This window comes from Gluconacetobacter diazotrophicus PA1 5 (assembly GCF_000021325.1).
GTDB lineage: Bacteria > Pseudomonadota > Alphaproteobacteria > Acetobacterales > Acetobacteraceae > Gluconacetobacter > Gluconacetobacter diazotrophicus.
Window position 1 is genome coordinate 380,801 of record NC_011365.1, and the last position, 12,860, is coordinate 393,660.

Below are 12,860 nucleotides of genomic sequence, written 5' to 3' on the forward strand. Positions count from 1 at the left end.
ACCGGCAGTTTGGAGCGCCGGCATGCATCGTCCGGTTTCGGACGCTCCTCCTCCATGCAAGGGGTGATGTCACATGCAGATCAGTGTCGCTGGCAAGCAGATCGACCTCTCCGACGCTTTGAAGCACCGGGTTACGGCCCATCTCGATCGTCTTGCCGACAAATTCTTCGACCGTGCCCTGGATGCGCAGGTCACCTTCAGCCGCGCCCGATCCTTCTTTACCTGCGATATCAACCTTCATGCCGCGCGGGGCCTGACCCTGCGGGGTGAAGGCGAGGCCGCCGACGCCCATGGCGCCTTCGACGACGCGGCCGAACATATCGCCCGTCGCCTGCGCCGCTATCGCGAGCGGGTGAACGACCATATCCGCACCCTGCCCCGTCGCAAGACGCCCGAGGTGGGTCGCAGCTACATCCTTCGCCCGGCGGAAAGCGACGGGCGGGTCCGGGGTGAAGCGATGCACGACACGGGTCCGTACGCGACCATCGTCGCCGAGCGCGCCGCCGAAATCGCGACACTCAGCGTCAGCGAGGCCGTGATGCGCCTCGATCTGGCGGCCTCGACCCTGCTGATGTTCCGCAACAGCACCAGCGACCAGATCAACGTCATCTACCGCCGACAGGACGGCAATATCGGCTGGCTGGACCCCAGCCCGGCCTGACCGGCCAGCCGGGGCGATCCATGATCGCCCCGGCACGTCTTTCCCCGGGGACTTCTTCCCGGGGGCTTCATCAATGCACCAGGGCCGGCACCATCTCGTGCTGCAGGATCGCCTCGATGGCGGTCGCCTCGTCCTCGGTCAGGGCCATCGGGGTGCCGTCCGCCGCATGGATGGCGAAGACGTCCTGCCCCTCGATCACCACCGCCTTGATATAGGCCATCCGCGACACACCCAGTGACAGAAGCTGGGTGTCGGTCAGATGATGCACGTCGGCGGGCAGCGACGTCTGGTCCGCCTGAAGAACCACCCGTCCGTTCTGGGTCGTAATTCTCATGATCTGGTCCTCCGGGCCGGGATGTCCCATGATGCGGCGACATCCGGTCCACTGGGCCCTCCCTGGCGGGACGGCCATGTCGATGGGGGCGCGGGCGGCACGTGGGCGGCCCGCTAGTCTTCCTCGATAACCCGCACCACGCGCTGGGCGCGGACCTTGGGCAGGTCGATTTCGGCCGGGGGGGCCGATGCGCGCCCCTGCGTGATCTCGATCCGCCGGACCCGGACCTCGGGTTGCGGGCGCAGCAGGTCGATATGGAGCAAACCGTTGTCCAGCCACGCGTTGCCGACCTCGATCCCCTCCGCCAGGACGAACGCCTTCTGGAACTGCCGTGCGGCGATACCCCGATGCAGGAACACGCGTCCCTGGGAATCGTCGGTCTGCCGCCCGCGAATGACCAGTTGGTTGTCTTCCTGCGTGATCTGCAGGTCTTCCATCACGAACCCGGCCACCGCCAGGGTGATACGCAGCGCCGTGGGGCTGATCTGCTCTATATTATAAGGGGGATAGCCGTCGGCCGTTCCCTTGGATGCGCGTTCCAGCATCTGTTCCAGATGGTCGAACCCCAGAAACATGGGGGATGCGAAAAGTCTTCCCGACACACAGGCCTCCTCAACCGAGCGAGACAATCATGCGAACCCGACATCGGCGCCCGCATGCGTCATGATATGGGACGCCATGCCGCTTCCGCAAGGGAGCGGTCAATCTGACTCTTGTCCGGGACAAACTTGCTGTACGCCGGGACGGTCGAATATGGAAATGAAGGGCTGATTGGCCCGAACGAGGAATTTCCCCCGCCTGGTTGCCCAAGCGAGGGATGATCCTTCACAGAAAAAACCTTACGGTAATTCTGTTACCGTGGTTTCCCTACCGAATTGCCAAGAACAGATGACCTTATTGACTTGAAGAAGTCAAGAGGCTTGAAATCGCTTGGGGAAAATATGATCGACGAAAGCCTGACATTCGGGATCGACTTGGGCATCGGTTCATGCGGCTGGGCCGTACTGCGGCGGCCGTCTGCCTTCGGAAGAAAAGGCGTGATAGAAGGAATGGGGAGTTGGTGCTTCGATGTTCCCGAAACCAGCAAGGAACGGACGCCCACCAACCAGATTCGGCGTTCCAACCGACTGCTACGGCGGGTAATCCGCCGCCGCCGCAACCGTATGGCCGCAATCAGGCGATTACTCCACGCCGCCGGGCTGCTTCCCTCGACCGACAGCGATGCGTTGAAACGCCCTGGCCACGATCCATGGGAGTTGCGCGCGCGCGGCCTCGACAAACCGTTGAAACCCGTCGAGTTCGCGGTCGTGCTTGGCCATATCGCCAAAAGGCGGGGCTTCAAATCCGCCGCCAAGCGCAAGGCGACAAACATCAGCAGCGACGACAAGAAGATGCTGACCGCACTGGAAGCCACTCGCGAGCGGCTGGGGCGCTACCGCACGGTCGGCGAAATGTTTGCGCGTGATCCTGATTTTGCCAGCCGCCGCCGCAACCGCGAAGGCAAATATGACCGCACTACTGCCCGTGACGACCTGGAGCATGAGGTCCACGCCCTGTTCGCCGCGCAGCGCCGGCTGGGACAGGGTTTCGCCTCGCCAGAACTGGAAGAAGCGTTCACCGCCAGTGCCTTCCACCAGCGGCCGATGCAGGACAGCGAAAGGCTGGTAGGTTTCTGCCCATTCGAAAGGACGGAGAAGCGCGCAGCGAAATTGACTCCGTCCTTTGAGCGATTCCGCCTGCTGGCCCGGCTCCTCAACCTGCGCATTACGACGCCCGATGGCGAACGCCCGTTGACCGTCGATGAAATCGCTCTCGTTACCCGCGATCTCGGCAAGACTGCAAAGCTGTCGATCAAGCGCGTGCGGACCCTGATCGGTCTGGAGGACAATCAACGTTTTACCACGATCAGGCCGGAGGATGAGGATCGCGATATCGTTGCCCGGACCGGTGGGGCGATGACGGGAACCGCGACCCTCCGCAAGGCTCTCGGCGAGGCGCTTTGGACCGACATGCAAGAGAGGCCGGAGCAGCTTGACGCGATTGTCCAGGTACTCAGTTTCTTCGAGGCGAACGAAACAATAACGGAGAAATTGCGTGAGATCGGTCTGACGCTTGCGGTCCTCGACGTTTTACTGACGGCGCTGGATGCTGGCGTATTCGCGAAATTCAAGGGCGCTGCCCATATTTCGACGAAAGCGGCGCGCAACCTGCTGCCCCATCTCGAACAAGGCCGACGCTATGACGAAGCTTGCACGATGGCCGGCTATGACCATGCTGCCTCCCGCCTTTCCCATCACGGTCAGATCGTCGCAAAGACCCAGTTCAACGCACTGGTCACGGAAATCGGGGAAAGCATTGCCAACCCTATCGCCCGCAAAGCCCTGATCGAAGGGCTCAAGCAGATCTGGGCGATGCGTAATCACTGGGGCTTGCCCGGTTCGATCCATGTCGAACTTGCCCGCGATGTCGGCAACAGTATCGAAAAGCGACGGGAAATTGAAAAACATATTGAAAAAAATACCGCCCTGCGCGCGCGCGAACGTCGGGAGGTCCATGATCTTCTTGATCTGGAAGATGTGAACGGCGACACATTGCTGCGTTACCGACTATGGAAAGAACAGGGAGGCAAATGCCTGTATACCGGCAAGGCTATCCACATTCGTCAGATAGCAGCCACCGACAACAGCGTCCAGGTGGATCATATCCTGCCTTGGTCCCGCTTCGGCGATGACAGCTTCAACAACAAGACGCTGTGTCTTGCCAGTGCCAACCAGCAAAAAAAGCGATCGACGCCCTATGAATGGCTCTCCGGACAGACTGGCGATGCGTGGAACGCTTTTGTACAGCGGATCGAGACCAACAAGGAACTGCGCGGCTTCAAGAAGCGCAATTATCTGCTGAAAAACGCCAAAGAGGCTGAAGAGAAATTCCGCAGCCGCAATCTCAATGACACGCGCTATGCCGCACGCCTGTTCGCGGAAGCAGTGAAACTGCTTTATGCTTTTGGCGAGCGGCAGGAAAAGGGCGGTAATCGTCGCGTCTTCACCCGGCCCGGCGCTCTTACGGCGGCTTTGCGTCAGGCATGGGGGGTGGAATCACTCAAGAAACAGGATGGCAAGCGCATCAATGATGACCGCCATCACGCGCTGGATGCGCTGACAGTGGCGGCAGTTGACGAAGCCGAGATCCAGCGGCTGACCAAATCTTTTCACGAATGGGAACAGCAGGGACTGGGCCGACCACTGCGACGTGTCGAACCGCCGTGGGAAAGCTTTCGTGCGGATGTTGAGGCAACCTATCCGGAAGTATTCGTTGCCCGCCCCGAACGCCGCCGCGCGCGTGGCGAGGGCCATGCCGCGACAATCCGGCAGGTGAAAGAGCGCGAATGTACGCCCATCGTCTTTGAACGGAAGGCCGTTTCCAGCCTCAAGGAAGCCGACCTTGAACGGATTAAGGATGGCGAACGCAATGAGGCCATCGTGGAGGCTATACGCTCCTGGATCGCAACCGGCCGGCCCGCCGACGCCCCACCCCGTTCGCCACGCGGCGATATTATCACCAAGATCCGTCTGGCGACCACGATCAAGGCCGCCGTTCCCGTCCGCGGGGGCACTGCCGGTCGAGGAGAAATGGTACGGGCGGACGTGTTTAGCAAGCCCAACCGCAGGGGCAAGGACGAATGGTATCTGGTGCCCGTTTATCCACATCAGATCATGAATCGGAAGGCTTGGCCAAAGCCACCGATGCGGTCGATAGTTGCCAATAAGGATGAGGATGAATGGACCGAAGTCGGTCCCGAGCATCAATTTCGCTTTAGTCTTTATCCTCGCTCCAATATAGAGATCATAAGACCGAGTGGAGAAGTGATCGAAGGATATTTCGTGGGCCTTCATCGGAACACGGGGGCACTAATACCAACTCCGGTCGGCCCTGACTCATATGTGATTGCCTGACGGTATCGTTCTGGAACGAGCTGTGATTCACAGGATGCCGAACCGGGCGGGAGGCATCCGAATGGGCGGGGCGTTAGCGTTGCGTGAGGATTATGATGCGGCGGGACTGCGTGCTCTGGCGCGGACAACGAGGCATGCGGGCCAGGCGCGTCGGCTTCTGGCGCTGGCGGCGATCTACGATGGTGCGTCACGCGGAGACGCGGCACGACTGGCTGGGACGGATCGGCAGATTGTGCGGGACTGGGTGGTGCGTTTCAACGCCGAGGGCCCGGATGGCGTGCGGGATCATCATGGGGGCGGTGTCGTTCCCCGCCTGACACCAGCCATGTTGGAAGCGCTGATGCGCCGGATCGAGGACGGCCCGATCGCTGCCGTGCATGGGGTGGTGCGCTGGCGGCAGGCTGATCTGGGGCAATGGCTTTATGAGGAATTCGGCGTCTCTCTTTCGCGCAGCCGGCTGAGCGCCGTTATCCGGGGCCTCGACTTCCGCCTTCTGACGGGACGCCCCCGGCACCATGCCCAGGATCCCGAGGCCCAGGACGTTTTTAAAAAAGCTTCCCCGACGTCATGGCCGGGATCCGGGCCCGGCATCCCGGCAAGGCCATCGAACTCTGGTGGGGCGACGAGGCGAGGGTCGGCCAGAAAACGAAGCTGACGCGCCGCTGGGCCAGACGCGGCACCCGTCCACGCGCGCCTGCCGATCAGCGCACACGTTCGGCCTGGATCTTCGGAGCGATCTGTCCGGCGCTAGGCAAGGGAGCGGCCCTCGTCCTGCCCTGGTGCAACCTCCACGCCATGAACCGGCATCTCGACGAGATCTCGCAGGCCGTAGCGCCGGGCGCTCACGCTATCCTCATCGTCGATCAGGCAGCGTGGCATACCAGCCCGAAACTCGATATCCCCGCCAACATCACCATCCTGCCGCTCCCGCCACGCTCGCCCGAACTCAATCCGGTGGAAAACGTCTGGCAGTTCATGCGCAATACCTGGCTGTCGAACCGGATCTTCCGCACCTACGACGACATCGTCGATATCTGCTGCCACGCCTGGAACCAGCTCGTCGACCAGCCCTGGCGCATCATGTCCCTCGGGCTACGACAATGGGCACATGGGTTTTAACAAACAGGAGTTGGTATAACAATATCAGCACATAATGATCCCAAGTCGATACATTCGGGAATTGGCACAAAAACCTTGCTGGCCATAAGTAAGTATCAAGTGGACCGCTTTGGTAGAAAATCCCCTGTCCGCAAAGAGGTGCGCACATGGCATGGCGAGGCGTGCATATCTCCCACCCCTCCCGGTTGACGCATCGGAATCGGCAGCTCGTTGTTGCTCAGGATGGTGGCGAGGTATCATTGGCGGTGGAGGACATCGCGTGCCTTATCCTCGATACGCGACAAGTGAGCATCACCGGGTCTCTTCTCTCTGCGCTTGCAGAAAATGGCGTTGCCATGATCGTGCCCGATGCCAGGCATCATCCTGCCGGTATCCTGCTGCCTTTTCACCAGCATCATGCCCAGGCGCACATAGCACATGCCCAGATCTCGATCAGCCAACCATTGAAGAAGCGCCTGTGGCAGACATTGGTCGTCGCCAAGATACGTAATCAGGCTGCACTACTGGACCAACTCGGCCGGCCGCAAGGACAAACGATTGCAGCAATGGCTGGACGGGTCGCTTCCGGCGATCCGGGCAATGTGGAAGCACAGGCGGCCCGAGCTTACTGGGCGAGCCTGTTTTCGGATTTTACACGCGCAAACGAGAATGATCGTCGTAATGCGTTGCTTAACTATGGTTATGCGATCATGCGAGCCGCGATTGCACGCGCATGCGTGGCGCTGGGATTGCTCCCAGCTTTCGGGGTACATCACGCATCGAAAACCAATGCGTTCAATCTCGTCGACGATCTGATCGAGCCGTTCCGCCCCTTTGTGGACCGCATGGCGCATGACCGGGCTTTGGAACATGTAGGGGACACGCTGTCTATCGAGGATCGCCGTCAAATGTCGACGATCCTCAATGACAATGCGGCCATCGGTCGCGAGCGAATGACCGTCCTGGCCGCAACCGAAGCGGTAGCCATGTCCGTGGTGCGCGCCATCGAGCATGGCAGTGCCGCGCTTCTCTCGACTCCAACTCTGAAAGCCCGGGATTGACGGTGCGCGATGAAAGCCGAGGACATCCGGTTCATGTGGCTTCTCGTATTTTTCGACCTTCCGGTTCGCACCAAAGAGCAGCGACGACGCGCCAGTCGCTTTCGCCATTTCCTCAAGGATGACGGCTTCTTGATGTTGCAATTTTCGGTTTACGCACGCATCTGCCGAGGACAGGACGCTGTGGAAAAGCATGTTCGGCGGGTGCGGTCGAATCTTCCAAAGGAAGGTAGCGTTCGGACACTACAAATCACGGACAGGCAATACGGACGGATGGAATTGATGCTGGGCCTTGCGCCAAAAACCGAGCGAATCGGACCTTCTCAGATGGTGCTGTTGTGATTTCGGCGTCAAAAAACGCGGAAATCACAACAGTTCCAATTACTTCCCTGCAAGGTAGCCTACCATCGGCAAATCGGTAGGGAAACCACGGCTCAGCCGGCTGGGCATTGCCCTACGAGAGGAGCCTACCATCGGCAAATCGGTAGGGAAACCACGGCAGGGGAGCGCGTCACCTTCGACAAGGGCCTAGCCTACCATCGGCAAATCGGTAGGGAAACCACGGCCCTCGTTGCTCGCGCGCGGGTGCAGGGCTGAGCCTACCATCGGCAAATCGGTAGGGAAACCACGGCTCCGCACGTTCACGCGTACCAGCATCGCGGAGCCTACCATCGGCAAATCGGTAGGGAAACCACGGCTGCTCTTAGCTGTGCCGGTGGATTTTGTGGGCACGAAGAACTCATGATTTTCATCCAATTCTTCCGGGTTTTCCACGCTGCTGGGCGGGTTCCCTCTGGCGCGGCGGGGCCGGTGTCGCTACATCGCCCTGCATGATCGACCGTGACGCCATCGCCGCCGCCATTCCCATGCCCATCCTGGTCGCGCCGCAGGCCATCCTGCGGCAGAAGGCGCGCCCCGTCCGGCCCGAGGATGCGGCGGGCGTGCGCGATGCCCTGCCGCGCATGTTCGCCGCCATGTACCAGGCCCCGGGGATCGGCCTGGCGGCCCCGCAGGTCGGGATGGGCCTGCGATTTGCCATCGTGGATTTGGGCGAGGAAGGCGAGCGCCAGCCGCTGATCCTGATCAACCCGGACGTGATCGCGGAATCGGACAGCCTGGCCTCGCGCGAGGAAGGGTGCCTGTCCCTGCCCAACCAATATGCCGAGGTGATCCGCCCCGACCGTGTCCGCGTGCGCTACCGCACCCTGGACGGCACAGAGGAGGAACTGGAGGCCGACGGCCTGCTGGCCACCTGCATCCAGCATGAGATCGATCATCTGGAAGGCATCCTGTTCGTCGATCACCTCTCGACGCTGAAGCGCAACATGATCATGCGGCGCCTGGCCAAGGAACAGCGCCAGAAACGCTGAGTCTTTTCAGCGCTGATCATTCTCGGGAAACAGGATCGGATCGTCATGCGCCTGGCCTTCATGGGAACACCCGATTTCGCGGTTCCCGCCCTGCACGCCCTGCACGAAGCGGGGCACGAGATCGCCGTGGTCTACAGCCAGCCGCCCCGTCCCGCCGGGCGCGGCCAGGCGGTGCGTCCCCAGCCCGTCCACCTGGCGGCCGAGGCGCTGGGCATTCCGGTGCGCGTGCCCACCCGGCTGCGCGCCAATCACGACGAACATGCGTTCTTCCGCGCGCTGGACCTGGATGCGGCGGTGGTCGCGGCCTACGGGCTGATCCTGCCCGGCGCGATGCTGGACGCCCCGCGCCGGGGCTGCCTGAACGTCCATGCCAGCCTGCTGCCCCGCTGGCGGGGGGCCGCGCCGATCCAGGCCGCGATCCTGGCCGGCGACGACGAGAGCGGCGTGACCATCATGCAGATGGACGAAGGGCTGGATACCGGCGCGATGCTGCTGACCGGCCGCGTCGCCCTGACGCCGGCAACCACCGCCAGCACGCTGCATGACGACCTGGCGGCCATGGGGGGCCGGCTGATCGTGGCGGCCCTGGCGAATTCGGAGACCGCCGCGATTCCCCAGCCCGCCGAGGGCGCGACCTATGCCGCCCGCCTGACCCGCGAGGACGGACGCATCGACTGGACCCGCGATGCCGTGGATATCGACCGGCAGGTCCGCGCCCTGACGCCCTGGCCGGGCACCTTCACCACGCTGGACGGCACGGTCCTGAAGATCGGCGCCGCGACCCCGATCGACGGGCCGCGGGACGCGGTACCCGGCACGGTGCTGGACGACCGGCTGACGGTCGCCTGCGGCCAGGGGACCCTGCGCCTGACCCGCATCCAGCGCCCGGGACGCGGCATGATGGAGGCCGACGCCTTCCTGCGCGGCCAGCCGGTCCCCGTCGGCACGCGGCTGGGATCGTGACCGCGCCGTCGCTCCAGCGCTGGGCCGTACGCATCGAATATGACGGACGCCCCTTCGTCGGCTGGCAGCGCCAGATCACCGGCCTGTCGGTCCAGCAGGTACTGGAGGAAGCAGCGAGCCGGCTGGCGTCCGGACGCGTCGTGCCCAGCATTACCGCCGGGCGCACCGATGCCGGCGTGCATGCCACCGGCCAGGCGGCGCACCTGGATTTTCCCGGCGACGTGCGCCTGAACGATTCGACCGTGCGCGATGCGCTGAATTTCCACATGAAGCCTTATCCGGTGGCGGTGCTGCGGGCCTGTCCGGTCGATACCGAATGGAGCGCGCGGTTTTCCGCCATCCGCCGGTCCTATCGCTATCGGATCCTGAACCGCCGCAGCCGGCCGACCCTGGATGACGGACGGGTCTGGCTGGTCAAGCGCACCCTGGACGAAGCGGCCATGGCGCGGGCCGCCCGCCTTCTGCTGGGACGGCATGATTTCACTTCGTTCCGCGCCAGCGCATGCCAGGCCAGGAGCCCGCTGCGGACGCTGGACCGGCTGGGCGTCGTCCGCCAGGGCGAGGAAATCGTGATCGAGGCCGAGGCCCGGTCGTTCCTGCATCACCAGGTGCGCAACATGGTCGGCACATTGAAGCTGGTGGGGGAAGGACTGTGGGCGCCCGACCGGGTGGCGGCGGCACTGGCCGCCTGCGACCGGCGGGCGGCGGGCCCGACAGCCCCCCCGGACGGGTTGTACCTGACGGGGGTGGGCTACGACCCCGATCCGTTCTAAATCCCCTTACTGCGGAGCGTGCGCCGATGGCAGGGCCAGGAAATCCTGCCAGGGCGCATAATGGGGCGGCAGCACCGCCGCCGCCTCGCCCAGGACCAGGATCGCCGCCGCGACCGCCAGAACGACCAGAATCGCCCGCCACACGCCAAGCGCCAGCCCCACCCGTGCGATGAACCAGGTCAGCCACAGGTTATAGGCGAAGACGATCCCGTTCAGGATCAGCGCGGAATGCACGGCATTGAGACCGGCCGGCAGGACCATCGCCACCACGGCCACGGCGATCAGCATGACGAACAGCACCAGCCAGTCGCACCACAGCGCCGCGGTCATGTAGCGGGGCCACAGGGCCTCGCGCCCCCACAGGCGTGCCAACTGATGGGTCACGATGATCGGCGTCAGGACCAGGCAGAGCGAGAACAGGATCTTGGTCCCGCTCAGTCCCGTGGGGGCCTGGACCAGGGTCAGCAACGCACCGACCAGCCACAGCGCCACGCGCGGGGCCAGCGCGGTCAACACCGAATCCTGGGTCGCACCGAAACAGTTCAGCCCCTCGCGCCGGCCACGGCCCAGCAGCATCATGCCGCGAAAGATACCGCCGGCGCTGTTCGGCAACGGTCCCTGCGGCACGCCGCGTCCCTGCATCATCCCATCAGCCTTTCAAGAAACGCCGCATAGATGTCGGTCAGCGCGAGAAGGTCGGCAACGGGCACGTGCTCGTCCACCTTGTGCATGCTGGCCCCGACCAGGCCGAATTCGGCAACCGGGCAATAGCGGCTGATGAACCGTGCATCGGACGTGCCGCCCCCGGTATCCAGCCGCGGCGCCCGCCCCGTCACCGCCTGGATGGACGCGGCCAGCATGTCCAGCTCCGGCGTGGGTTCGGTACGGAAGGCTTCACCGCTGATCTGGACCGTGACCTCCGCCCCCGGGGCGTGGACATGCGCGACGCCGCGGATCCAGTCGGCCAGGCCCTGGCCGGTATGCAGGTCGTTGAAGCGGATGTTCAGCCGTGCCGTGGCCCGGCCGGGAATGACATTGGTCGCCTCGTTGCCGACATCGACCGTGGTGACCTGCAGGCTGGACGGTTCGAACCACTCCGTTCCCTGGTCCAACGGGCGGGCCGTCAGGTCCGACAGGATGGCCAGCAGGCGATGGACCGGATTGTCGGCCCGATGGGGATAGGCCACGTGACCCTGGATTCCCGGCACGACGATCCGGGCATTCAGGCTGCCGCGACGCCCGATCTTGATGACATCGCCCAGATGGTCGGGATTGGTCGGTTCGCCCACCACGCAGAAATCGGGAACCTGCCCGTGCGCCGCCATCCATTCCAGCACCTTGACGGTGCCGAAGGTGGCCGGTCCTTCCTCGTCGCCGGTAATCAGCAGGCTGACCGAACCCCGCAGCGTCCGGCCCGATTCCAGTATCCGTGCCACGGCGCCGACGAAGGCGGCGATCCCGCCCTTCATGTCACATGCGCCGCGCCCGTACAGGCGGCCGTCCCGCAGCGCGGCCTCGAACGGGCCCGAGGTCCAGCCGCCATCGCCGGGCGGCACCACGTCGGTATGTCCGGCGAAACAGAGATGCGGCCCCGACCGGCCCAGCCGCGCGAACAGGTTCGGGGTGCGGGCAGGTCCCTCGCCAAACGGCAGGTCGGTGACGTCGAACCCCAGCCCGCGCAGGGCAGCCGTCAGCACCCCGATCGCGCCGCCATCGTCCGGCGTGACCGACGGCGCGCGGATCAGGTCCCGCGCCAGGGTGAGCGCGGGGGTGGATGCCGGGGTCAGGGCACCGGTCAATCGCGCAGCAATTCGTTGATCGAGGTCTTGGAGCGGGTGCGTTCGTCGACGCGCTTCACGATCACGGCGCAGGCCAGCGCGGGCAGCGGCGTGCCGTCGGCGGCATGCGGCGTACGCGGCGGCAGCGTGCCCGGCACCACGACCGAATAGGCCGGCACGCGGCCGACGAAGACCTCGCCCGTCGTGCGGTCGACGATCTTGGTCGACGCGCTCAGGAACACGCCCATCGACAGCACGCTACCGCGCTCGACGATCACGCCCTCGGCGACTTCCGAGCGCGCGCCGATGAAGCAGTCATCCTCGATGATGACCGGCGCGGCCTGCAACGGTTCCAGCACGCCACCGATGCCGACACCGCCGCTGATATGGCAGTTGCGGCCGATCTGCGCGCAGCTTCCGATCGTGACCCAGGTATCGACCATCGTGCCGCTTTCGACGCGGGCGCCGGCATTGACGAAGCTGGGCATCAGCACCACGCCGGGCGCGATATAGGCCGACCGCCGGACGATGGCGCCCGGAACGGCGCGGAAGGCCGCCTGGCCGAACTGTGCCTCGTCCCAACCCTGGAACTTCAGCGGCACCTTGTCGAAGAACGGCGCCGGTGCGGCAGGCATCACGTGGCTGTCGTTCAGGCGGAAGGACAGCAGCACCGCCTTCTTCAGCCACTCATTGACGACCCACCCGGCATCGGTGGGCGTGGCAACGCGCAGCGCGCCCGAATCCAGCCCGGCCAGCGCATGCTCGACGGCCTCGCGGTCCGCGCCTTTCGTGGCAGAGGACAGCGTGTCGCGCCGCTCCCATGCTGCCTCGATATGGGTCCGGAGGGCGTGCTCGTCGTTCATGGTCCTGCA

At 64.0% G+C, this 12,860-nt stretch carries 13 protein-coding genes and 1 CRISPR repeat array; of the genes, 8 read left to right on the top strand and 5 right to left on the bottom strand.

Going from position 1 to position 12,860, the window contains the following annotated elements; translation table 11 throughout:
* Positions 1–73: 73 nt before the first annotated feature.
* Positions 74–661 carry a ribosome hibernation-promoting factor, HPF/YfiA family gene (hpf, locus tag GDIA_RS01730; RefSeq protein WP_012225900.1) on the top strand — a complete coding sequence of 196 codons (588 nt, stop codon included), beginning with the start codon at positions 74–76 and terminating at the stop codon, positions 659–661.
* 70 nt (positions 662–731) lie between these two features.
* Here hpf and GDIA_RS01735 read toward each other — a convergent pair whose 3' ends face one another.
* Positions 732–995: a DUF1150 family protein gene (locus GDIA_RS01735; protein ID WP_012553073.1), complete on the bottom strand. Its 264-nt coding sequence runs from the start codon at positions 993–995 to the stop codon at positions 732–734.
* A 113-nt stretch (positions 996–1,108) separates the two neighbouring features.
* Positions 1,109–1,570, bottom strand: a complete 462-nt coding sequence (locus GDIA_RS01740) for an Hsp20 family protein (protein WP_220792305.1) — start codon at positions 1,568–1,570, stop codon at positions 1,109–1,111.
* Positions 1,571–1,936: 366 nt separating this feature from the next.
* On the opposite strand from GDIA_RS01740, the gene cas9 reads away from it, so the two are divergent.
* The 7 genes from cas9 to truA all read left to right on the top strand — a co-directional run bounded on the left by cas9 (position 1,937) and on the right by truA (position 10,210).
* Positions 1,937–4,948, top strand: a complete 3,012-nt coding sequence (gene cas9, locus GDIA_RS01745) for a type II CRISPR RNA-guided endonuclease Cas9 (RefSeq protein ID WP_012553074.1) — start codon at positions 1,937–1,939, stop codon at positions 4,946–4,948.
* Between the two features lie 61 nt (positions 4,949–5,009).
* Positions 5,010–6,067, top strand: a protein-coding gene (locus GDIA_RS18155; RefSeq protein ID WP_157864088.1) for an IS630-like element ISGdi4 family transposase whose coding sequence is annotated in 2 segments (ribosomal slippage) — positions 5,010–5,502 and positions 5,502–6,067 — 1,059 coding nt in all. Because the reading frame shifts where the segments join, the coding sequence is not laid out codon by codon here.
* Between the two features lie 146 nt (positions 6,068–6,213).
* Positions 6,214–7,107, top strand: a complete 894-nt coding sequence (cas1, locus tag GDIA_RS01760) for a type II CRISPR-associated endonuclease Cas1 (RefSeq protein WP_012553075.1) — start codon at positions 6,214–6,216, stop codon at positions 7,105–7,107.
* A 9-nt stretch (positions 7,108–7,116) separates the two neighbouring features.
* Complete coding sequence (gene cas2 / locus GDIA_RS01765) at positions 7,117–7,446, top strand: CRISPR-associated endonuclease Cas2 (protein WP_012225910.1); 330 nt, start codon at positions 7,117–7,119, stop codon at positions 7,444–7,446.
* A gap of 56 nt (positions 7,447–7,502) precedes the next feature.
* A CRISPR array of direct repeats spans positions 7,503–7,802; the repeat unit is 36 nt; unit sequence AGCCTACCATCGGCAAATCGGTAGGGAAACCACGGC.
* A 132-nt stretch (positions 7,803–7,934) separates the two neighbouring features.
* Complete coding sequence (def, locus tag GDIA_RS01770; RefSeq protein ID WP_012225914.1) at positions 7,935–8,474, top strand: peptide deformylase; 540 nt, start codon at positions 7,935–7,937, stop codon at positions 8,472–8,474.
* Between the two features lie 45 nt (positions 8,475–8,519).
* A complete protein-coding gene (gene fmt / locus GDIA_RS01775) occupies positions 8,520–9,437 on the top strand; it encodes a methionyl-tRNA formyltransferase (protein WP_012553076.1) in 918 nt (305 codons plus the stop codon).
* Positions 9,434–10,210 (top strand): tRNA pseudouridine(38-40) synthase TruA, encoded by a 777-nt coding sequence (gene truA / locus GDIA_RS01780; protein ID WP_012225918.1) that lies wholly within the window; start codon positions 9,434–9,436, stop codon positions 10,208–10,210. Before fmt ends, truA begins: the two co-directional genes overlap by 4 nt.
* 6 nt (positions 10,211–10,216) lie before the next feature.
* Here the strand turns inward: truA and GDIA_RS01785 are convergent, their stop codons facing one another.
* Genes GDIA_RS01785 through dapD form a run of 3 tightly spaced genes read right to left on the bottom strand, consistent with a single transcriptional unit; the run spans position 10,217 to position 12,851 of the window.
* The gene (locus GDIA_RS01785; protein ID WP_012553077.1) at positions 10,217–10,855 is read right to left on the bottom strand and encodes a hypothetical protein; all 639 of its coding nucleotides are present in this window, start codon (positions 10,853–10,855) and stop codon (positions 10,217–10,219) included.
* Positions 10,852–12,009: a succinyl-diaminopimelate desuccinylase gene (gene dapE / locus GDIA_RS01790; RefSeq protein WP_012553078.1), complete on the bottom strand. Its 1,158-nt coding sequence runs from the start codon at positions 12,007–12,009 to the stop codon at positions 10,852–10,854. Before dapE ends, GDIA_RS01785 begins: the two co-directional genes overlap by 4 nt.
* Positions 12,006–12,851, bottom strand: coding sequence for a 2,3,4,5-tetrahydropyridine-2,6-dicarboxylate N-succinyltransferase (dapD, locus tag GDIA_RS01795; protein WP_012553079.1), 846 nt, complete (start codon positions 12,849–12,851; stop codon positions 12,006–12,008). The genes dapE and dapD overlap by 4 nt, the downstream gene beginning before the upstream one ends.
* Positions 12,852–12,860 lie beyond the last annotated feature (9 nt).